This window comes from Snodgrassella sp. B3837, from assembly GCF_026535955.1.
GTDB lineage: Bacteria > Pseudomonadota > Gammaproteobacteria > Burkholderiales > Neisseriaceae > Snodgrassella > Snodgrassella alvi_E.
This window is the reverse complement of the sequence record NZ_JAFNPI010000015.1, coordinates 219,760-239,827: the sequence shown is the minus strand read 5'-3', so window position 1 is coordinate 239,827 and position 20,068 is coordinate 219,760. Positions and strand designations below refer to the sequence as shown.

The following is a 20,068-nucleotide window of genomic DNA, read 5'->3' as shown; positions in this document are numbered from 1 at the left end:
CAGCCAAATTTATTTTAACCGATATTGCCCCCAAGCAGGCACTCTGTATGCAGTAATCGGTTTTTAAAAATTGGCTGCAAATTTTAAACTTTCTGATATTTTTTCATGCCCACTGGAAGGAGAATGACCATGGCTGATTTTGATGCACAGAAAAAAGATCTTATGAGAGAAGTACGTTCAGTACTGGATGAAGTAGAAGATTTATATGAAAAAGCTGGCGACAACGGTTCAGATCAGGCCAAAGCACTGAAAGACCAGTTGCGCAAGAAACTGGGTAATACCAAATCCAAATTAAGTGAGCTGGAAAGCACCATTGCCGACAAAGCCCGCGCCACAGCTGAACGCACAGATGAGCTGGTTCGTGAACAGCCTTATTATGCAATGGGGATCGCTGCCGCTGCAGGCTTTATTGCCGGCATTTTGCTCGGACGCTGTCGCGGCTAATCATTACCAGCATAGTCTCCATTCAGGCAATCCGGTAATTTCACCGCTTGCCTGAATATTATTCAATTTTTAACGGATACCATTGCATGAGTATTGGCAATATTGGCCGCGATTTGCGTCAGCTAAAAATCTGGCTTGCTTATGGCAGTGAACTGCTGTGGATTCGTCTGCGCATGCTGCGTCTGGATGCCATTGCCCAACTACAAAGCATCATTGTACTGCTGATACTGGCAGTATTGGTTGGGGCAATGTTTTTTCTCGGCTTTATCAGCCTGTTATTTGGTCTGAATGCAGTATTGGAGCCGGAAACTAAGGTTTGGGTGTTTTTTGGTCTGGCCATATTGTTTTTATTGTTAATCTTATTGCTGACTATCGTTATAGTAAAACTTATACGCAAACAAAGTCAGTTTATGACGCAGACCCTGTCAGCTATTACAGAAGATATCAGCTACCTGAAAGGTGGCAGCCATAGCAGAATTGACGGAGAGCAATAAATGAGTAAATCCGACAAACTGAATCTTGCCCAGCAGCGTGAACTGCTGAATCTTCAGGCACAGAGTGCACGGTTGAAATTAATGGCAGAACAATTGAAAAATGGCCACTCCACTAGCAAATCAAACTTGTGGCAGCGCTCACTGAATATAGTAGACAAAATTCCAGCTGGCAGTCTGGCATTGAAATTGGCCAATAAACCCAGACGCTGGCGAAACAAAATTCTGGTCGGTGCCTTATTAACAACTGCTACCCTTATCGCTAGTAAAATCAGTCAGTCTCTTCGTCAGCAATAAATACACAGATTCTTTACGACTGAATTTTGATGGTATGCTCGCTGCCACCATCCAAAACAAATCCTCTTACGGTGCGTAAGAGGATTTGTTATTGCAAAAGAAAAAATTAAATTCCGCGTAAAAGTTCATTCACACTGGTTTTAGCACGAGTTTTTGCATCTACTTTCTTTACAATCACAGCACAATACAGGCTATGGCTGCCATCTTTTGCCGGCAGACTGCCGGACACCACCACCGAACCAGCAGGTACACGGCCATAGGTAATTTCACCGCTTTCACGGTCGTAGATTTTAGTAGATTGTCCAATGAATACACCCATGGAAATTACACTGCCTTCTTCGACAATCACGCCTTCAACAATCTCACTACGTGCACCGATAAAGCAATTATCTTCAATAATAGTAGGTGCCGCTTGCAATGGCTCAAGCACCCCACCGATACCAACACCACCACTCAAATGAACATGCTTACCAATCTGAGCACAAGAGCCTACCGTAGCCCAAGTGTCTACCATCGTACCGTCATCAACAAACGCACCGATGTTCACAAATGAAGGCATCAGTACCACATTTTTACCGATATGGCTGCCGGCACGCACTACCGCACCCGGTACCGCACGAAAACCTGCCTGCTGAAAGTCAGCCTCACCCCACTGAGCAAATTTGGTTGGCACTTTATCAAAATAGCGACCCACCCCATCATCGGTAACCACATTGTCACTGATACGGAAAGACAGCAACACAGCCTTTTTAGCCCATTCATTTACCTGCCACTGATTCTCCTGCTTCTCAGCCACACGCAGGTGGCCACTATCCAATTGCTGCAAGGTTTCATTTACTGCTTCTTTCACTTCGGCTGATACCGATGCCGGCGTGATTTCAGCACGATTATCAAACGCAGTTTCTATCACTTGTTGTAAAGACATAAAACAATTCCTATCATCAATGATTCAGTTCAGGTAATGGGCAACGGAACAACACCATTGCCGGCCAGCAAACGCGGTTCAGGCGGCTGTGGCAAAGATTGGGGATTATATTGACGCAGACAAGCCAAAAAATCGGCAAACGGAATTTCGCGTCCGCCAAAGCTGGCCAGATAGCTGGTATACACCTGACAATCAATCAAGGGTACACCTTGCTGCTGTAGATAGTGCACTGCATGCACAAAGGCAATTTTGGAAGCATCCGACGCATGGGCAAACATGGATTCGCCATAAAAAACACGCCCAATCAAAACACCATACAATCCACCGGCTAGATAAGGCTGCCCGTCGGCATGCTGATACCAGCATTCAAATGAACATGCATGTTGCATCTGATACAACGCACGATAAGCATATTGCATTTCGGGTACCAGCCATGTACCGTTCTGTCCGGGACGCGGTGTCTGAGCACAGTTGCTCAGCACCTGCCGGAAAGCATAATTCATGGTTACAGCATAAGACTTATTGCGCAGATTTTTAGCCAGTGAGCGGCTAATTTTCAGCTCATCCGGAAACAGTACCATTCGCTGCGCGAAGGACCACCACATGATAGGCTCATCCGAGCCATACCACGGAAAAATACCTTGTCGGTATGCAGCCAGTATTCTTGCCGGCTGTAAACCGCCGCCAATCGCTACCAGACCATCACGCTCGCGCTGAGCGGTTTCTAAATCGGGAAAATCCAGATTGGTGCTACTCAGTTGCGGAATAATCGGCCGATAAGCAGTCTGACTCATACTAGACAGTCCTGTCAGAATTATTTACAGATATTTAGTGTCAAATTGCTGACACTCACTGCATACCCCATACATATATAAGGCATGGTCAACAATACGATAGCCATTATCGTCGGCAATTTTCTTTTGTAGCTTTTCAATTTCTTCACTACAAAATTCAGTAACTTTGCCACATTTAATACACACCAGATGATCATGGTGGCCGCCACGGTTTAGTTCATAAACTGCCTTGCCGGTTTCAAAATGATGGCGCAGCAGAATATTGGCCTGTTCAAACTGTGTCAGAACACGATAGATAGTAGCCACACCAATTTCCACACCTTCATCCAGCAGACGACGATATACATCTTCCGCACTTAGGTGTTGTTCGGGCTGCGATTCAAATAGCTCCAGAATCTTCAGTCTGGGGCCTGTCACCTTTAAACCGTTATCTTTCAGTTGAGCTACATTGTTATTCATGATGCTTATTTCACCACTAGCTGATAATACTCGCTATAATACGCACTTTTAAGGCAATTGCCCACTCGGTGTCATACAATGTCGCCACCGCCATTGCTAACTGTTTCGTCCCAGCTCCGAGGTATCAGCATGAAAAAAATCTACTGCCTGCTGGCCGTGGCCATACTGGGCCTAAGTGCCTGCACCACAGCCAAACTTGCACAAATTCCTTCCTACAAACTGAAAATTGTACAAGGTAATGAGCTTGACCAAAACGTAGTGAATTCATTACAACCCGGCATGAGCCGCGAACAGGTACAGATGCTGCTGGGTACACCGTTGCTGCGTGACCCCTTTCATGCCAATCGCTGGGATTATGTGTTTGTAGTTACCCGTGCCAGCCAAGTGGAAGAAGAAAAGAAACTCACCCTTTATTTTGATGCCAATGGCAACTTAATTCATGCTGAAGGAGACGCGCTGACCGCACAACCACAGCCAGTGCCCACAACACTCTTCACCCCATCGGAGTAAATGTATGTCTACATCCCGCCTGAGAATTGCCGTAGCCGGCGCCAACGGCCGTATGGGTCGAGCCCTTATTCAGAGTATCAGCCAGCGTCACGATTGCGTATTAAGTGGAGCACTGGAACACAATGGCTCACCAGCCATCGGGCTGGATGCCGGATTTGCCATTGGGCTGGAACTGGGTGTCAGCATTTGTCACGACCCTGAAAAAGTGCTGGACAATACCGATGTACTGATAGATTTCAGCAAACCCGAATCCACGCTTAGTAATCTCGCCATCTGCGAACGGCTTGGCGTAAAGGATGTTATCGGCACTACCGGATTCGACGAAGCCGGCAAACAGCGCATCAGTGACGCAGCGCAAACAATTGGCATTGTCTTTGCACCCAATTTCAGCGTTGGCGTCAACCTTACCTTTGCTTTATTAAATACAGCCGCTCGAGTTTTAAACGAGGGCTATGATATCGAAATCATTGAAGCGCATCATCGTCATAAAGTAGATGCACCGTCCGGGACAGCATTGCGTATGGGCGAGGTCATAGCCGATGCACTGGGTCGAGACCTAAACACTTGTGCTATCTATAGCCGCGAAGGCCATACCGGCCCACGTGACCCGCAGACTATTGGTTTTTCCACCATCCGTGCCGGCGACATTGTTGGCGACCACACTGCCTTATTTGCTACAGATGGTGAACGTGTAGAAATTAGCCACAAAGCTTCCAGCCGTGCTACTTTTGCCAACGGAGCCGTACGCGCTGCCGTCTGGCTGCGCCAGCATGAGCAGGGACTTTTTGATATGCAAGATGTGCTGGGACTGAAATAATCTAGCTGATGAATATGTAATCTCGGGGTTAGCTTTAATCAGGCTAACTCCGTTTGTTTATCTTCTGTCATTCTATTAAGTCAAATAAAACGCTTTATTTCACCCTAGCCTCACAAACAGATTTTTTATTAATAATCAAAAAAAAACCATTGTCGGCGACAATGGTAAAATGGATTTTTTATATATTTAGGCAGCCATAGCCATACATTTGTCAGCACAATTTGTGCAGGCTTCAGCGCAGCGCTGGCAATGATCCATTTTAAAACGGCCACATTCCTGCGCACAGGCGCGGCAAACCTCAGCACATAACTGACACACCTGCACGACGAATGGACTGTTCATGCACATAAAATTTACCGCCAGAGAACACATAGCCGCACACTGCATATCTAAATGAATACATTTCGCCATCATTTTGACATCATCTTCTTGCAAGCAAGCGGTGGAACAATACTGACACAGAGCAATACAACGGTTACATGCTTCTACGCATTCTTTAAACTGACGGGCATCCATAATTATTATCCTTTTTTAACAATAGATTGATTTAACAGGGAAAATCAAAATCAGTCTATAAAATCATCGCGCATATTGCAATGCGGTTCGATGTAAATATAATCATGAATTAGCTAGAATAAATTAAGTTTTAACAGCAATTAATCAATCTCTGCCAAATTTTCTCCCCCACTTCCGTCTCGCTTAAATAAATATTAAATAAAATTATTGTCTATCTATAAGCCAAGCAAACAATGCTGATGAGCAATTTTTACTAGTTACCATTTCCCTAGCTTTTCATGGCAGACCCAAACGCCATGAGCATCGAATCCAGAGCGTACTTACCAGAAAAGACATTATCATACTGAAAATTTAACGCATTAGAATTTATATTTTTTACACTGCTCATCTGGTTTCGCAATTACGTTGCATTTTTAGGTTTGGTGCAGATCATGTATCTAGTTTAAATAAATATGTAATTTAAATACGTTTTCTTATAACAAAACCATTTGCAATTAATATTTACTATTGCTTAAAAAATCTGATGGAAACAAGCATTCACATAATTGAGAATGGCTGCCAATCTTCAACTATGCAACCTGAAAATGATATCTATCATTATCTTTAAAAAATATCTATATTAATCAGCATTATATTGAAAAACAGATGCATAACCCTATATTTATATCCTGTAATTTATAGGAGTTTATTATGGCAAGTGGCTGGGCTTCAGATGATGCAGTCAATCAGCAAATTGAAAGTACCATCGCAGACGCTATCAATCATGTTCGGCAGCAAATGGATCAGGCGGCAGAAAGTGCAGAATTTTGTGAAGAATGCGGTGAAGCTATTCCGCTAGCTCGCCGTCAGGTTTTAAAAGGTGTGCGTTTTTGTGTGGAATGTCAGGCAGAACGAGATAAGGAAATGCAAAAAACGTTCAGTTTGTATAACCGACGTGGCAGTAAAGACAGTCAGTTGCGCTGAGTGGCAATGAAGTAGCGTACTGCAAAATAGAACGTCTTTCGATTTAGATAATTATTCTGAAATTTAGCAGCATTTGTTTTAGTAAGCTGAAGCGGTAATAAAAATTCGGAGTAGCAGTTAATTTTGTCTCATTTTGCAAATACATTTGAGCGTATTTTCAGTTGTTCAGTAGGTATTAAAATGGAATTGTGCTTAGTATTTTGCCTCACACAATCAGCAATGTGAACGTGCTCAAGGCACTTGTGCTGACTGTGTGGCTAATTGTCTATGCTTCGAATTATTTGTTTAAACGAACAGGCCGAATCAGGATTTATTTTCATTTTATCTGTCTGAAAAAATCCATAAACAAAGATGACCGATATTATTTGCCGTTCTACTACGCTATATTTTTTATCAGTAGCTTTCTGTTTCTCTGGCAGTACAGTATACAGTAACGACAGCTAGCTAATTTCTTGGTGAAAAGAAATACAAAACAAACTTAGCACATTTGCAACGGTTTTTATCGTATCACCATATTTACTATTGGTACCTGATTGCAGGCAGATATCAGATTTAGATTACGGTATGGTTTAGATTTTGCGGCCAAACCATTCTACTTTACCGATAATTTCAAAATCCTGTTCACTATCTGTTAAATCAATATTGAATGGCTCATAGGCACTGTTTGCTGATGTAACTAATAACTGGTTGTTTGGCTTGAGCTGGGTGCGTTTCACCAAAATATTTTTGCCTATGCGCAAAACATACAAGCCATCACCACCGGCTTTTTTACTATGATTAATTAATACATGATCGCCATCATTAAGCACACCAGCCATGCTGTCATCTTTAACAACCATCGTGCTGAGTTTCTGTGGATCGATATTCAGGGTGTTTTCCAACCAGTTACGGTTAAAAGCAATAGTACATGCTATTTTGCTCTCTTTGCTTTCAACATCATCTGCATTCTGAATGGAGCAAACCGGTATAAAAGCAAAATCACGAGCATGTACTTCATTAACTGGTAGAATATACTCACAGCCAGCTTCACTGATGGTGGCATTCATAGCCAGCGGATTGGACAGTTTTGCGCAAAAATCAGCTTGTTCGCTATAACCATCCAGTTCGATTTTGCTGCCTTTGCCGGTTGCCAGCCATTCAAGCTTTACTTGCGCAACGCGCGCTATTTTAATCAGATTGGTTGTACTAGGCTCGGCACCTTCTTTCACCCATTTTGAGGCAGTTGGATAGGCCACCTCTACTCGTCTGGATAACTCTGAAACGCTCCCAAGAATATCCACTACTTCTTGCATTCTTGAGGCAAAGCCGACGTTAAAATTTTCCATATTGGAATTACCTTCAAATAAAAATCGTGCAAAGTTAAATTTAAAATATATTGCTAAACAATCGTTTACAATTCAAAGCTTAATCAAATACAACAATTATCTATACCAATTTAAATTAAACCTTGCTAAAAATAACTTTTGCTATATAATTTAGCATGCCAATATATTAGGAGTTGCATCTCAACACATTAAATATATTTCAAGCTAACATTAAAAATAAGCTAAAGTTGCTATTTAAGCTTACAGATATAGCATTTAATACTATAAATAGCACGAGTGCAGCACAATATTAGTGTCTTTATCGGGTATGGGCTGATGATACCATGTTGTCATGTGTAAGGAAATGCTCTGACATAAGTAAATTTGCGCCTAACCACAGGTTAAAATGGTAAGGTATTTATTGCCTCAGTTGTATTTTCACTATCGCAGGGCAATATTCCTGAATTCAATTGCCTCTTGACAAGTCTCTGCATGTGAATCTATGTTAAATTTAATACTAATTTTCTAATCCAGTAATATAACTGCTTTTAATACTATTTTGGTAATAAACATTGATTTTTTCCATTTTAATTAAAATTTATAAATCTAAAACTGCTCTTTTGTATATTTTTCTGCCAATCATTTCTGACAAAGTTTACGGCCATTTAAATATAACTTCAATTCTATAATAAAAAACTTGAAACTATTTCTTAATTTTAATTTGTAAATAAAACGCTTTTTATCATTAATAATATTATCAATTTTTTATGCTAAATTAATTTATATAGCATATTTCAATTTTCATCATTAATTTTAATATTATAAATTTAAACTTCATTATTTCATGTAAAAATATAAAATATTAAATTTTATTTAAATCGTCAAAAGAATTATGATAGACATATTTTTGCGCTTGAATTCTGAATTGAATCTGCTATCAGGCGATTAAACTCATAATTGCACTTAAAATACGGACTTAATCCACCTTAGTGTGAAATGATAAAGGTAATTAATTTAAAGTTAAAAACGACTAAAGCTTTAGAAAATGAAAATTGTTAACTTTTCTTACTGGCGAATTCTGTACCTATTTTTTAGATTACGAGCTCTATACAGAGTTGTTTTTGCGTTAGCCAACTAGTGAACGCATGGTTTTCTCTGTGACAAAATGAAACAGATTAAGTCGTTTTTTTGAGACTACCACACTGGCGCTGGCATTTTTAGCCTAAAAAATCCCGAGAATAAATAGAAACACATTTTAAGAGTGGCGCTGCCAGAGTCCAGACTGCCCGCCTTCTTTGTGTTGTAGGCAAATATGACTAATTTCCATACTGCGGTCGACAGCCTTAAGCATGTCGTAAATGGTTAACAAACCAACGCTGGCAGCGGTTAAAGCTTCCATTTCCACGCCCGTTTGACCAGTATTTTCGGTTTGCACACAGATGGTGATGCTGCGCTCGATGTTGTTAAGGGAGAAATCCACGTTAACTTTAGTCAACGCTATGGGATGGCATAGCGGAATAAGGCTACTGGTCTGCTTGGCACCCTGTATAGCGGCAATTCGAGCAATACCCAATACATCGCCTTTTTTGCTGTCGCCAGCCAATATTTTATTATATGCAGTTTCATTCACCGTGATTTTACCGCTGGCAATGGCCATGCGTTTGCTATGAGGTTTGCCACCAACATCGACCATATGCGCTTCACCACGATTATTGAAATGAGTTAATTCGTCTGAAATCATCTTGCTTCACTGACATGCTAAAATGTCTATATTACAATATTTGCCTTTTGGATGCTGTGGATCTAACTATGGATGCGTTGCCTTTATTGAAAATTGGATTGGTCTCGATAAGTGACCGTGCTTCCCGAGGTGTGTATGTGGATCAAGGTTTGCCAGAGCTAAAAAAATGGTTGCAACGAGCTGTACTGAATCCATTGGAGCTAGTAGAGCATCTGATACCAGATGAGCAGCCTTTGATTGAAGCAAAATTAATTCAGCTAGCCGATAAGGAAATCTGCCCACTAATACTCACTACCGGCGGTACCGGTCCGTATTTACGCGATGTTACGCCGGAAGCTACGCTGGCCATAGCTGATCGTGTGATCCCGGGTTTTGGAGAACTGATGCGGCAAATTAGCCTACACTTCACACCCACTGCTATTTTATCGCGTCAGGTAGGGGTATTACGTGGTAGCAGTCTTATACTGAATCTTCCGGGTAAACCTTCTGCCATTGCGGAAACACTGGGCGGTGTTAAGGATGAAAGTGGTAAAACGCTGATTCCGGGTATTTTTGCTTCAGTACCGATTGCAGTGGACGCTGTGGGCGGCCCATTGATTCACACCGATGCCGATTTTTGTCCGGTAGTGATGCCTAAACGCTGATCAGCATACATGATTATGTCTGCTTGCTTTATGTGAGCAGATTGTATTTTTTTCATGAATAAGCCACTATTTTGGAAAGTAAAGATTCACCCCTCTAACCTGTTAGAAAAGGCGGTGCTTGAATAAGAAAAAACAGTCCGGAAAAATCCGGACTGTTTTTTTTGATTAGATGTTTTTATCCACTTCATCCAGTGTCGCCTTGGCATCACCAAAGCACATGCGAACATTTTCTTCATAAAACAGTGGATTATCTACGCCCGCATAGCCTGACTGCATCGAACGCTTAAACACAATTACGTTTTTCGCTTCCCATACGTGCAACACCGGCATACCGGCAATCGGGCTGTTTGGGTCGGTGACCGCGGCCGGATTAACAGTATCATTGGCACCAATAACCAGTACTACATCGGTATCGCTGAAATCATCATTGATTTCATCCATTTCCAGTACGATATCATACGGTACTTTGGCTTCAGCCAGCAGCACATTCATGTGTCCTGGCAGACGACCAGCTACAGGATGGATGCCAAAACGAACATTTACCCCCTGCTGGCGCAGTTTAGCAGTAATACTTGCCACAGCATTTTGAGCATGAGCCACCGCCATGCCATAGCCCGGTGTGATGATAACACTATGAGCGTTTTTAAGAGTTTCAGCTACTTGTTCCGGTCTGATTTCCTGTACTTCACCGGCAGGGGTTTGGTCGGTACCAGCAGCCACTGGAGCCGAACCAAATCCTCCGCCTATTACTGCCAGAAACTTACGGTTCATCGCCTGACACATAATATACGACAGGATGGCACCGGAAGAACCTACCAGAGCACCGGTTACAATCAGTAAATCATTGTTAAGCATAAAACCAGCAGCAGCTGCAGCCCAACCGGAGTACGAATTGAGCATAGAAATCACTACCGGCATATCAGCACCGCCGATTGAAGCCACCAGATGATAACCAAAAGCAAGCGCGATCAGTGTCATGACAATCAATGCAAACCCAGAACCTCCGGCACCGACAAACCACAGCAACAACAGAAACGACAACACCAGTGCCCCCAGATTGAGCAGATGGCGGTGCGGCAGTTGCAAAGGTTTGCTTGCCATTTTTCCATTCAGCTTGGCCCACGCCACTAATGAGCCGCTGAAAGTGACAGCACCGATAAATACACCAAGAAACACTTCTATCAAGTGAATGGTGAACATATCTGTATCAACATCGTGCGGGTCGATATAGCTGTTAAAACCAACCAGTACAGCAGCCAGGCCCACAAAGCTGTGCAGCATGGCTATCAGCTCCGGCATTTGGGTCATTTCTACTTTTCTGGCCTGTTGCAGGCCAACTGCTGCGCCAATTACCATGGCAATGATAACCCAACCCAGCCCGTGCGCATCCTGACTGAATGCAGTAGCCAGCAGGGCAATGGCCATGCCCGCAATACCCATATAGCAGCCACGTTTAGCACTTTCCTGCTGCGATAATCCAGCCAGACTTAAAATAAACAATACGGCGGCAACGATGTAGGCAGCAGTTACAATACCTTGAGACATCCTGTTTCTCCCTTACTTACGAAACATATTAAGCATACGACGGGTAACAGCAAAGCCGCCGAAAATATTTACGCTGACTATCGCCACTGCAATAAAGGCAAGCAGGGATACAAAACCGTGCCCCTGACCGATTTGCAGCAATGCCCCGACCACAATAATGCCAGAGATCGCATTGGTTACCGACATCAACGGCGTGTGCAAGGCATGATTCACATTCCACACCACAAAGTAGCCCACTACACAGGAAAGGACAAACACCATAAAGTGGTTAAGAAACGCTACCGGTGCAACAGCACCAATCCATAACATCAATATCACGGCAATAGCCGCCCAGATAATTTTTTTATTGCTCTTATCAGGGGCAACACTTGGTGCAGCCGCAGAAACCGGTGCAGCGGCTGTAGCCGCTGCTTTGGGCGCAGCAGATACCTGTATCGGTGGAGGCGGATACATGCTGTTGCCAGCGTGGGTAACCGTCATGTTGCGAATAATGACATCTTCAAAGTTAAGTGCCAGCTCACCGTCCTTATTAGGGGTGAGCAAACGCGCCAGATTTACTAGATTGGTACCATACAGCTGAGATGACTGGCCGGCCAAGCGGTTGGCCATATCGGTATATCCGATTATTTTTACGCCATTGGCAGTGGTAACAATTTTACCGAGCTCAGTATATTCACAGTTGCCACCTGTAGCGGCTGCCAAATCCACGATTACCGAGCCTTCACGCATACTGTCCACCATTTCACGGGTAATCAGCTTAGGTGCTGGCTTACCCGGAATGGCTGCTGTAGTAATAATAATATCAACTTGTTTTGCCTGAGCTGCAAATAATTCCATTTCAGCTGCAATGTAGGCAGCACTCATGGTTTTAGCGTAACCGTCTCCACTGCTGCTTTCTTCTTCCTGATAATCTAGGCGCAAGAAATTTCCGCCCATAGATTCGATTTGGTCGGCCACTTCGGGGCGTGTATCAAATGCATTTACTACAGCTCCAAGCTGGCGAGCAGTACCAATCGCCGCTAGACCAGCCACTCCAGCACCAATCACCAGCACTTCGGCAGGGGGTACTTTACCGGCTGCAGTAATCTGACCAGTAAAAAAGCGGCCGAAGTTTTCTGCAGCTTCAATAACAGCACGGTAGCCGCTAATATTGGCCATTGAAGACAAAGCATCCATAGCCTGTGCACGTGAAATACGCGGCACCATATCCATCGCCAGCACGGTAATTTTTTTCGCCTGTAGCTTTTCTAGCAGGTCAGGCTGCTGAGCCGGCATAATAAAGCTAACCAAAATCGTGCCTTCATTCATGGCTGTAATTTCGTCAGCATTAGGCGCATTTACTTTAAATATAAGCGGACACTGCCATACCGTAGCCGTATCAGCAATGGTGGCACCGGCTTCGCTATACAATCCGTCTGACAGACTGGCGGCTTTGCCGGCATCATGCTCAACTACAACTTCATGCCCCAGTTTAATCAGTTGGGTAACGGTTTTCGGCGTGGCCGCCACTCTGGTTTCACCGGCAAGTGATTCGCGTGGAATACCTATCTTCATTATTATTCCTTTCCGAGGAAGGTGCCGTTAAATAAACTATTTGTTAACACAGCGTAACAGGCTCATGAATGTTTCAAAGTGGTCTCCAGCTGCTATCTAAAATCCCCACTGGCTATCGACCAGCTTTGCCTGATTCGCTACAACAATACAGTCGCTATATTATCGAAAAATACACTGCCACAACTGTAACCTTGTCGTTATTTCCGCTGATTTAAAAAACTTAACAAAACATTCCATTAGCATATATATTTAACATAAATCTTCCAGCAGACATGAATACATAAAAAAACCAGCCGCGTATGTAAAGGCTGATTTTTATGTACCACAGACTGAATTCTAGTTAATATCATTCAAAGGTTTGACAACTTCGTCAATCTGTTCATTTAAACTTTCCAGCCCATTACCTGACAGATACCATAAATCTGCACTCAGATAGACCACTCTGGTACCGGCACGTTGCAACACGCTGCTGTCAAAATAATCATTACGCATAGGTGTATTTCCAATGGCTTTGCTGCGGTCAACAACGTACACAATATCTGGATGATATTGGGTAATAAAGCTGTTATCGACCATTAAACGTGTTGGTTTGCCATCCTTACTGCTTTGCTGTACCGGCAATTCATCTACTTCCAGTGCACGTTTAATCTTCAGCTCATCAAAAATTAATGCTGGATAACTACCCTGATTCATCAGCATTACCTTGCCATCATTATGCAGCACTATAATGGCTTTCTGCGTGCTGTGCTCAGCCAACTCACGTGCTGCATTCATTTTTAGGGCTAACGCTTGTAATTGCTGCTGCGCCAAAGCTTCCTTACCTGCCAGCTTACCTAGCAGAAGAATTTGTTTTTGCACATTAGCAAAATAATTGCTATCAGTCTTTACCGAGTAATTCAACGTTGGTGCAATGGATTCTAACTCTTTTGCAAAAGCATTTTGCCGCCCACTCATAATAATCAAGTCTGGTTTGGATGCCCGAATAGCAGCAATGTCTGGTTCTTTCATTTTGCCAGAATCATGTAACTGTCGATTCTGATACTGGTGCAAATAGGTAGGCATATTACTAATTGGTGCAGCAATTATTCGCCTACCAGCACCCAGTGCATCCAGCGTATCCATTGCACCAAAATCCATCACCGCAATTTTTTGTGGCGAAGCCGGCAGTTTTGCCTCATCTGTAGCCTGAGTAACAGATACTGAAGCATTAGTCTGACAGGCACTCAGCCCCATAGCCAACGCCGACAATACCACCACTGCTAAGAATCTTTTTATCATCACATCCCCTTACATGTAAAATAATGATAATTATTATCATTTATATACAAACAAAAGTCCAGTCTGCAATGGTTACAAACACGAAATCTTAACTATAGGAGTCCGACAAAGATGGCAGAGCTTGTTCAAGTATCCGAATGTACGCAGTTTAAAGCCAATGAAGCGGGCAATAATCAGACCAAGGCAAAACACTCACAATCTGCCAGCCTGTTCTTTCATTCAAAGATGCAAACAATATTGGCACTACACTCTCCGCAACCGACACAAACAACGTAATCTAATCAGCAGAATACACATCAACTCATACCAGCAGCAGAAAACTACCTGCCAAAACCAGCAATATCAAAATACACGAAACTTGTTTATTAAAACTTAGCAAATATTTCAGACCAATGGCTCACACTCCTTCTAGTGGTGCCAGCCAATATCAGAGACAGCCACACCTTCACTATTCCTATAAAAACTTTGCAGGCTGCCGTGTTTAAGAATGTATTTCAGTGTAGACACCTGAACAGATGAATTAAAAAAGTAAGGTAAACCGGCAAAGATAGCATTCAACACCCGTTTAATCTATAAGAATGTACGCTAACCATTTGCCGGAGAAAAAGTATTGGTATAAAAAGCTCAAAATCAGCTTTTACCAAAAGAGAAATTAGTTCTTTTTCTGAATAAATTCTATTTTATATCCATCCGGATCCTCTACAAACGCAATCACTGTCGTGCCGTGCTGCATCGGACCGGCCTCGCGAGTCACCTTACAGCCTTTGGCACGTACGGCATCACAGGCAGCATAGGCATCTTCTACTTCAATAGCAATATGGCCGTAACCACTTCCTAAATCATACGCGTGCGTATCCCAGTTATAGGTCAGTTCCAACACCGTGGTGTCAGATTCCTCACCATAACCAACAAATGCCAGCGTAAAACGGCCACCAGGAAAATCTTCACGGCGCAACAGCTTCATACCCAGCACATCCTGATAAAACGCTAATGATTTATCCAAATCACCCACACGCAGCATAGTATGTAACATTCTCATAATTGTTCCTTTTCTATTTTAATTATTCTGTCCGATTCGGCTTAGATTACCGAGCAGCATAGCATCGCCATAACTGAAAAAACGATATTGTTCAGCAATCGCATGCTGGTATACAGCACGGATTTCATCATAACCACTAAACGCACTAACTAACATTAACAGCGTGGATTTAGGCAGGTGAAAATTAGTAATCATACGGTCAATCACCTTAAACTGGTATCCGGGTGTAATAAAAATATTGGTATCACCCTGACCAGCCTGCAACTTGCCACTGCGTGCGGCAGATTCCAATGCCCGCACCGCTGTGGTGCCCACTGCCCAAACTTTATTGCCCCGTGCATGGGCTGCCTCAATTTCAGCTACCACAGTTTCACTCACGTCATACCATTCACTGTGCATGTGATGCTCAGCAATATTTTCCACCCGTACTGGCTGAAAAGTACCGGCACCAACATGCAAGGTGACTTCCGTCAGATGCACCCCTTTATCTCGCAGCTGTTGCAAAATAGTATCGGTGAAATGTAGACCAGCAGTGGGCGCAGCCACTGCCCCCTCATATTTGGCATACACCGTCTGGTAGCGCTCATCATCGTCATCATCCGCTGAGCGGGTAATATAAGGTGGCAATGGCAAATGGCCGTGAGCAGCCAGCAATTCCCATACTGTCTGCGTACCGGCAAAATGCAGTACAAACAGTTCACCTTGCCGTGCTTGCATCTGTGCATGCAAACCTCCTTCGAAAATCAGCTCCGTACCGGGCTTTGGCGATTTAGAGGAGCGCACATGCGCCAGCGCCGTATGTGCGTCCAGCACTCGTTCAATCAGCGCCTCAATCTGGCCGCCGCTGGCCTTATGGCCAAACAGACGCGCCTTCATTACCCGCGTATTATTAAACACCAGCACATCACCGGCAGCCACATAATCGGCCAAACAGGTAAACTTACTGTCAACAGGTGACTGCCCCGGCAAAGCCACCAATAAACGGCTACTGCCACGTACAGCCGGCGGATGCTGTGCAATCAGGTGAGGCGGTAAATCAAAATCAAAATCATTTATATGCATGTATACGTGCTTGAACAAGGCAAAAGTCGTATTATATGCCTACCGGCTCATACTGAAAAACAGCCAACCACATCACAAGCCCGCTACAGAATCCGCACCAGATGGTGCCGGCAGGAGCAAGCAAAATAAGGCCGCAAGCACACCACGGCAGACAAAACCATGGTTTAAATAATCAAAAAAATACAAAAATACTGGACATTTGCGCTCATTTTCGGCAAAAATGGCGCAATTTTGCAAAAACCAAACATTTTATGAGTGCCTCAATTCTGGTTTTAAACGGCCCCAATCTCAATCTATTGGGGGTGCGCGAACCGCATATATATGGTCAGACCACACTGGCAGACATTAATCAGAAGCTGCAACAACAGGCACAGGCAGCCGGTATGACATTGGAAACATTACAAAGCAATGCCGAACACATCTTGATTGAGCGGATTCAGGCGGCTTTATCCGACGATACCCGCTTCATAATCATCAATCCGGGCGCGTTCACACATACCAGTGTAGCCATCCGCGACGCTTTTGCCGCTGCAGGCAAACCATTTATCGAAGTACATATATCCAATGTACATGCACGCGAAGCATTCCGGCGCCATTCCTATCTCTCTGATATTGCTTTAGGGGTAATCTGCGGTCTGGGCGTGTACGGCTATGAAGCAGCATTACATCGGGCAATTGAATACATTCAAGAGACCGGCCGCCAACACTAATACCTATTGCGGCCAGCTCCAATCACACAAGGGTTTATCATTATGGATTTACGTAAACTTAAAAAGCTCATTGATTTGGTAGAAGAGTCAGGCATTGCCGAAATCGAAGTAACCGAAGGTGAGGAAAAAGTACGCATTACCCGTACCACTGCCGCCAACCAGCAGCAGATGTATGCTGCACCAATGCAGCAGCCTGCCATCATGGCCGCACCAGCAGCTGCACCCACAGAGAATGCAGCCGCTGCTGCGCCTGAAACAACCGGCCCCGACTTAAGCAAGGCCGTTAAATCCCCTATGGTCGGCACTTTTTACCGTGCCGCCAGTCCGACTTCTGCCCCGTTTGTAGAGGTAGGTCAGACCGTTAATGCTGGCGATACCCTATGTATCATCGAAGCAATGAAACTAATGAATGAAATCGAAGCTGACCACAGCGGCGTAGTAAAAGAAATTCTTGTATCCAATGCGCAGCCTGTAGAGTTCGGTGAACCACTGTTTATTATTGAGTAATCCTCAATTCAGTAATCTTTCCCGTTTCTTACAAGGTGCTGCCTTATGTTAAAAAAAGTTCTTATTGCCAATCGCGGCGAAATTGCGCTGCGCATTCTGCGCGCCTGCCATGAAATGGGCATTGCAACTGTGGCTGTACATTCAGAAGCCGACCGTGATGCCCTGCATGTAAAATTGGCCGATGAATCCGTATGTATCGGCCCTGCCAGCTCTGCCCAAAGTTATCTGAACATTCCTGCCCTGATTTCTGCAGCTGAGGTAACCGATGCCGATGCCATCCATCCGGGCTATGGATTTCTGGCGGAAAACGACGGTTTTGCCGAGCAGGTAGAACAATCCGGGTTTGTATTTATCGGCCCGCGGCCGGAAACCATTCGCCAGATGGGTGACAAAGTTTCCGCAAAAAAAGCCATGCAGGCTGCTGGCGTGCCATGCGTACCCGGCTCCGACGGCGCCCTACCGGAAGACCCGCACGAAATTGAAAAAATTGGTGCCGAAGTCGGCTATCCGGTAATAATCAAAGCTTCTGGCGGCGGCGGTGGCCGTGGCATGCGCGTAGTAGAAAAAGCCGAAGACCTTCTTTCTTCGGTAGAAATGACACGTACCGAAGCCGGTGCTGCCTTCGGCAATCCGGCCGTGTATATGGAGCGCTATTTACAAAAACCGCGCCATATTGAAATTCAGGTATTATGCGACGAACATGGCCACGCCATTTATCTAGGCGAGCGAGACTGCTCCATGCAACGGCGACACCAAAAAGTTATTGAAGAAGCGCCGGCACCATTTATTACCCCTGAAGAACGAGAGCGTATCGGTAATGCCTGTGTAGCTGCCTGCCAGCGCATCGGCTATCGTGGTGCCGGTACATTTGAATTTCTGTATGAAGATGGCGAATTTTTCTTCATTGAAATGAATACACGTGTACAAGTTGAGCATGCTATTACTGAGCTGATTACTGGCGTGGATATAGTACAGGAGCAAATCCGCGTAGCTTCCGGCCTGCCGTTATCCTATACACAGGATGATATTTGCTTACGGGGACATGCGTTCGAATGCCGCATCAATGCCGAAGATCCCTACACCTTTGTACCCAGTCCCGGCCTAATTACCAGTTGTCACCAACCTGGTGGCAATGGTGTACGCATCGATAGCCACATTTATCAGGGCTACACCGTCCCACCCTACTACGACAGTATGATCGGGAAGGTATGTACCCATGGTCGTGACCGCGACGAAGCTATTGCCAAAATGAGCGTTGCATTACAGGAACTAGCAATTACCGGTATTAAAACCAATACCAACCTGCACCGCGACATTTTTGCCGATCCCGGCTTCATTCAAGGTGGTGAAAGTATTCACTATCTTGAACAATGGTTACAAAAACACAAAGAAGCACAAAAATAATTTACAATACGCATACATTGCGCTTTTGTTTGCAGGCAGCCGCAGTGGCTGCCTGAAGTTTTATAAAACATCCAATTACGGTAATAAAAAGCCATGCACTACCAACAAGTTGTCATCACAGTTTCTCAGGAGCAGGTAGACAGACTCTCCGACGCGCTGATAGAAAACGGTGCCCTAAGTACAGCCATTGAAGACGCCAATGCCGGCAACGAGAATGAGCAGCCAATTTTTGGCGAGCCGAATATGCCTGCCGAACAAGTGTGGCAACAAAGCAATATCGTGGCACTGTTTGATGAAAATGCCGATATCGAAGCGATTGTTTCTGCTGCTGCACGCGATTGTGCCTTTCCAATGCCCCAGTATTATCTAGAGACTATTCCGGAGCAGGACTGGGTAAGACTGACACAGTCGCAGTTTGACCCGATTCAGATTTCATCTCGCCTGTGGATTACGCCATCTTGGCACCAGCAGCCAGCCGATACAGACATAATCAATCTGCAACTCGACCCCGGTTTGGCCTTTGGTACCGGTAGTCATCCAACAACTCATTTGTGTCTGCAATGGCTGGATAAAAATATACGTGGTGGCGAAACCCTGCTTGATTATGGCTGCGGCTCCGGCATTCTCACCATAGCAGCTCTGAAACTGGGCTGTGGCCGTGCTTGTGGCGTTGACATTGACTCGCAGGCGCTTCGTGCCAGCGAAGACAATGCACTTCAGAACCATGTCCATGCCGAGTTTTATCTGCCGGACGACCTTCCGCCCGAACAGCAGTTTGATATTGTCGTTGCCAATATTCTGGCCAATCCGTTGCGGTTATTGGCGCAGATGCTGGCTGAACGCACCCGTACGGGCGGCCAGATCGTGCTTTCGGGTATTCTGGCTGAACAGACAGAAGAGCTCAGTGAAATCTATCAGCAATGGTTTGATCTGAATTCGCCCAGAACACTGGAAGGCTGGGTATGCATTACTGGCCGCAAAAGAGCATAATAAAACTGCTTAGTCATTTGCCTTATGGCACTGGTATGGCATACTGACACAGAATAATGGCTCCTTACGTTTGA

Annotated in this window: 22 protein-coding genes; 11 read left to right on the top strand and 11 right to left on the bottom strand. The window is 44.4% G+C overall.

The genetic code is table 11. The annotated features are described in order from the left end of the window. The first annotated feature begins 129 nt into the window (after window positions 1-129). The 3 genes from J3U67_RS06260 (at window position 130) to J3U67_RS06250 (ending at window position 1,232) form a co-directional block, all read left to right on the top strand. A complete protein-coding gene (locus tag J3U67_RS06260; protein ID WP_100140529.1) occupies window positions 130-444 on the top strand; it encodes a DUF883 family protein in 315 nt (104 codons plus the stop codon). Between the two features lie 86 nt (window positions 445-530). Continuing rightward, on the top strand, window positions 531-938 hold the full coding sequence (locus J3U67_RS06255; RefSeq protein ID WP_100151695.1) for a phage holin family protein: 408 nt from the start codon (window positions 531-533) through the stop codon (window positions 936-938). Beyond that, on the top strand, window positions 939-1,232 hold the full coding sequence (locus tag J3U67_RS06250) for a hypothetical protein (protein WP_100140324.1): 294 nt from the start codon (window positions 939-941) through the stop codon (window positions 1,230-1,232). 106 nt (window positions 1,233-1,338) lie between these two features. Here the strand turns inward: J3U67_RS06250 and dapD are convergent, their stop codons facing one another. Genes dapD through fur form a run of 3 tightly spaced genes read right to left on the bottom strand, consistent with a single transcriptional unit; the run spans window position 1,339 to window position 3,410 of the window. Then, window positions 1,339-2,157, bottom strand: a complete 819-nt coding sequence (gene dapD, locus J3U67_RS06245) for a 2,3,4,5-tetrahydropyridine-2,6-dicarboxylate N-succinyltransferase (protein WP_267404308.1) — start codon at window positions 2,155-2,157, stop codon at window positions 1,339-1,341. 29 nt (window positions 2,158-2,186) lie between these two features. Then, window positions 2,187-2,951 carry a leucyl/phenylalanyl-tRNA--protein transferase gene (gene aat / locus J3U67_RS06240; protein ID WP_267404306.1) on the bottom strand — a complete coding sequence of 255 codons (765 nt, stop codon included), beginning with the start codon at window positions 2,949-2,951 and terminating at the stop codon, window positions 2,187-2,189. A gap of 24 nt (window positions 2,952-2,975) precedes the next feature. Next, entirely contained in the window at window positions 2,976-3,410 is a 435-nt protein-coding gene (fur, locus tag J3U67_RS06235; RefSeq protein WP_100140327.1) for a ferric iron uptake transcriptional regulator, read from the bottom strand. Between the two features lie 129 nt (window positions 3,411-3,539). Here fur and J3U67_RS06230 point away from each other — a divergent pair, with 129 nt between their 5' ends. Both J3U67_RS06230 and dapB read left to right on the top strand, forming a co-directional pair. After that, window positions 3,540-3,920 (top strand): outer membrane protein assembly factor BamE, encoded by a 381-nt coding sequence (locus J3U67_RS06230; protein WP_267404304.1) that lies wholly within the window; start codon window positions 3,540-3,542, stop codon window positions 3,918-3,920. A 4-nt stretch (window positions 3,921-3,924) separates the two neighbouring features. Beyond that, on the top strand, window positions 3,925-4,737 hold the full coding sequence (gene dapB / locus J3U67_RS06225) for a 4-hydroxy-tetrahydrodipicolinate reductase (RefSeq protein WP_267404302.1): 813 nt from the start codon (window positions 3,925-3,927) through the stop codon (window positions 4,735-4,737). A 186-nt stretch (window positions 4,738-4,923) separates the two neighbouring features. Here dapB and J3U67_RS06220 read toward each other — a convergent pair whose 3' ends face one another. Then, on the bottom strand, window positions 4,924-5,253 hold the full coding sequence (locus J3U67_RS06220) for a four-helix bundle copper-binding protein (RefSeq protein WP_267390559.1): 330 nt from the start codon (window positions 5,251-5,253) through the stop codon (window positions 4,924-4,926). Between the two features lie 690 nt (window positions 5,254-5,943). On the opposite strand from J3U67_RS06220, the gene J3U67_RS06215 reads away from it, so the two are divergent. After that, window positions 5,944-6,216: a DksA/TraR family C4-type zinc finger protein gene (locus J3U67_RS06215; RefSeq protein WP_267390560.1), complete on the top strand. Its 273-nt coding sequence runs from the start codon at window positions 5,944-5,946 to the stop codon at window positions 6,214-6,216. Between the two features lie 569 nt (window positions 6,217-6,785). Here J3U67_RS06215 and J3U67_RS06210 read toward each other — a convergent pair. Together J3U67_RS06210 and moaC are read right to left on the bottom strand one after the other, a co-directional pair. Further along, a complete protein-coding gene (locus J3U67_RS06210) occupies window positions 6,786-7,541 on the bottom strand; it encodes an XRE family transcriptional regulator (protein WP_267390561.1) in 756 nt (251 codons plus the stop codon). 1,234 nt (window positions 7,542-8,775) lie between these two features. Further along, the gene (moaC, locus tag J3U67_RS06205; RefSeq protein WP_267390562.1) at window positions 8,776-9,261 is read right to left on the bottom strand and encodes a cyclic pyranopterin monophosphate synthase MoaC; all 486 of its coding nucleotides are present in this window, start codon (window positions 9,259-9,261) and stop codon (window positions 8,776-8,778) included. 68 nt (window positions 9,262-9,329) lie between these two features. Here moaC and mog point away from each other — a divergent pair, with 68 nt between their 5' ends. Continuing rightward, window positions 9,330-9,905: a molybdopterin adenylyltransferase gene (gene mog, locus J3U67_RS06200; protein ID WP_267404300.1), complete on the top strand. Its 576-nt coding sequence runs from the start codon at window positions 9,330-9,332 to the stop codon at window positions 9,903-9,905. 165 nt (window positions 9,906-10,070) lie between these two features. On the opposite strand, the gene pntB is transcribed toward mog, so the two are convergent. The 5 genes from pntB to queA form a co-directional block, all read right to left on the bottom strand. Continuing rightward, window positions 10,071-11,450 carry a Re/Si-specific NAD(P)(+) transhydrogenase subunit beta gene (pntB, locus tag J3U67_RS06195; protein ID WP_267404298.1) on the bottom strand — a complete coding sequence of 460 codons (1,380 nt, stop codon included), beginning with the start codon at window positions 11,448-11,450 and terminating at the stop codon, window positions 10,071-10,073. Between the two features lie 12 nt (window positions 11,451-11,462). Further along, the gene (locus J3U67_RS06190) at window positions 11,463-13,004 is read right to left on the bottom strand and encodes a Re/Si-specific NAD(P)(+) transhydrogenase subunit alpha (RefSeq protein ID WP_267404296.1); all 1,542 of its coding nucleotides are present in this window, start codon (window positions 13,002-13,004) and stop codon (window positions 11,463-11,465) included. Window positions 13,005-13,340: 336 nt separating this feature from the next. Then, window positions 13,341-14,282, bottom strand: coding sequence for an ABC transporter substrate-binding protein (locus J3U67_RS06185; RefSeq protein WP_267404294.1), 942 nt, complete (start codon window positions 14,280-14,282; stop codon window positions 13,341-13,343). A 652-nt stretch (window positions 14,283-14,934) separates the two neighbouring features. Next, a complete protein-coding gene (gloA, locus tag J3U67_RS06180; protein WP_267404292.1) occupies window positions 14,935-15,321 on the bottom strand; it encodes a lactoylglutathione lyase in 387 nt (128 codons plus the stop codon). Window positions 15,322-15,339: 18 nt separating this feature from the next. Beyond that, on the bottom strand, window positions 15,340-16,383 hold the full coding sequence (gene queA, locus J3U67_RS06175) for a tRNA preQ1(34) S-adenosylmethionine ribosyltransferase-isomerase QueA (RefSeq protein WP_100151705.1): 1,044 nt from the start codon (window positions 16,381-16,383) through the stop codon (window positions 15,340-15,342). Between the two features lie 251 nt (window positions 16,384-16,634). On the opposite strand from queA, the gene aroQ reads away from it, so the two are divergent. The 4 genes from aroQ to prmA all read left to right on the top strand — a co-directional run bounded on the left by aroQ (window position 16,635) and on the right by prmA (window position 19,994). Beyond that, on the top strand, window positions 16,635-17,093 hold the full coding sequence (aroQ, locus tag J3U67_RS06170) for a type II 3-dehydroquinate dehydratase (RefSeq protein WP_100157237.1): 459 nt from the start codon (window positions 16,635-16,637) through the stop codon (window positions 17,091-17,093). A 42-nt stretch (window positions 17,094-17,135) separates the two neighbouring features. Next, a complete protein-coding gene (accB, locus tag J3U67_RS06165; protein ID WP_267390576.1) occupies window positions 17,136-17,600 on the top strand; it encodes an acetyl-CoA carboxylase biotin carboxyl carrier protein in 465 nt (154 codons plus the stop codon). A gap of 45 nt (window positions 17,601-17,645) precedes the next feature. Then, on the top strand, window positions 17,646-19,004 hold the full coding sequence (gene accC, locus J3U67_RS06160) for an acetyl-CoA carboxylase biotin carboxylase subunit (RefSeq protein WP_100140340.1): 1,359 nt from the start codon (window positions 17,646-17,648) through the stop codon (window positions 19,002-19,004). 93 nt (window positions 19,005-19,097) lie between these two features. Next, window positions 19,098-19,994 carry a 50S ribosomal protein L11 methyltransferase gene (gene prmA / locus J3U67_RS06155; RefSeq protein ID WP_100151707.1) on the top strand — a complete coding sequence of 299 codons (897 nt, stop codon included), beginning with the start codon at window positions 19,098-19,100 and terminating at the stop codon, window positions 19,992-19,994. Window positions 19,995-20,068 lie beyond the last annotated feature (74 nt).

Bases quoted from the DNA above. Each gene is read 5' to 3' on its own strand.
- J3U67_RS06260 (WP_100140529.1), top strand. From the start codon at position 130: ATGGCTGATTTTGATGCACAGAAAAAAGATCTTATGAGAGAAGTACGT.
- J3U67_RS06255 (WP_100151695.1), top strand. From the start codon at position 531: ATGAGTATTGGCAATATTGGCCGCGATTTGCGTCAGCTAAAAATCTGG.
- J3U67_RS06250 (WP_100140324.1), top strand. From the start codon at position 939: ATGAGTAAATCCGACAAACTGAATCTTGCCCAGCAGCGTGAACTGCTG.
- dapD (WP_267404308.1), bottom strand. From the start codon at position 2,157: ATGTCTTTACAACAAGTGATAGAAACTGCGTTTGATAATCGTGCTGAA.
- aat (WP_267404306.1), bottom strand. From the start codon at position 2,951: ATGAGTCAGACTGCTTATCGGCCGATTATTCCGCAACTGAGTAGCACC.
- fur (WP_100140327.1), bottom strand. From the start codon at position 3,410: ATGAATAACAATGTAGCTCAACTGAAAGATAACGGTTTAAAGGTGACA.
- J3U67_RS06230 (WP_267404304.1), top strand. From the start codon at position 3,540: ATGAAAAAAATCTACTGCCTGCTGGCCGTGGCCATACTGGGCCTAAGT.
- dapB (WP_267404302.1), top strand. From the start codon at position 3,925: ATGTCTACATCCCGCCTGAGAATTGCCGTAGCCGGCGCCAACGGCCGT.
- J3U67_RS06220 (WP_267390559.1), bottom strand. From the start codon at position 5,253: ATGGATGCCCGTCAGTTTAAAGAATGCGTAGAAGCATGTAACCGTTGT.
- J3U67_RS06215 (WP_267390560.1), top strand. From the start codon at position 5,944: ATGGCAAGTGGCTGGGCTTCAGATGATGCAGTCAATCAGCAAATTGAA.
- J3U67_RS06210 (WP_267390561.1), bottom strand. From the start codon at position 7,541: ATGGAAAATTTTAACGTCGGCTTTGCCTCAAGAATGCAAGAAGTAGTG.
- moaC (WP_267390562.1), bottom strand. From the start codon at position 9,261: ATGATTTCAGACGAATTAACTCATTTCAATAATCGTGGTGAAGCGCAT.
- mog (WP_267404300.1), top strand. From the start codon at position 9,330: ATGGATGCGTTGCCTTTATTGAAAATTGGATTGGTCTCGATAAGTGAC.
- pntB (WP_267404298.1), bottom strand. From the start codon at position 11,450: ATGTCTCAAGGTATTGTAACTGCTGCCTACATCGTTGCCGCCGTATTG.
- J3U67_RS06190 (WP_267404296.1), bottom strand. From the start codon at position 13,004: ATGAAGATAGGTATTCCACGCGAATCACTTGCCGGTGAAACCAGAGTG.
- J3U67_RS06185 (WP_267404294.1), bottom strand. From the start codon at position 14,282: ATGATAAAAAGATTCTTAGCAGTGGTGGTATTGTCGGCGTTGGCTATG.
- gloA (WP_267404292.1), bottom strand. From the start codon at position 15,321: ATGAGAATGTTACATACTATGCTGCGTGTGGGTGATTTGGATAAATCA.
- queA (WP_100151705.1), bottom strand. From the start codon at position 16,383: ATGCATATAAATGATTTTGATTTTGATTTACCGCCTCACCTGATTGCA.
- aroQ (WP_100157237.1), top strand. From the start codon at position 16,635: ATGAGTGCCTCAATTCTGGTTTTAAACGGCCCCAATCTCAATCTATTG.
- accB (WP_267390576.1), top strand. From the start codon at position 17,136: ATGGATTTACGTAAACTTAAAAAGCTCATTGATTTGGTAGAAGAGTCA.
- accC (WP_100140340.1), top strand. From the start codon at position 17,646: ATGTTAAAAAAAGTTCTTATTGCCAATCGCGGCGAAATTGCGCTGCGC.
- prmA (WP_100151707.1), top strand. From the start codon at position 19,098: ATGCACTACCAACAAGTTGTCATCACAGTTTCTCAGGAGCAGGTAGAC.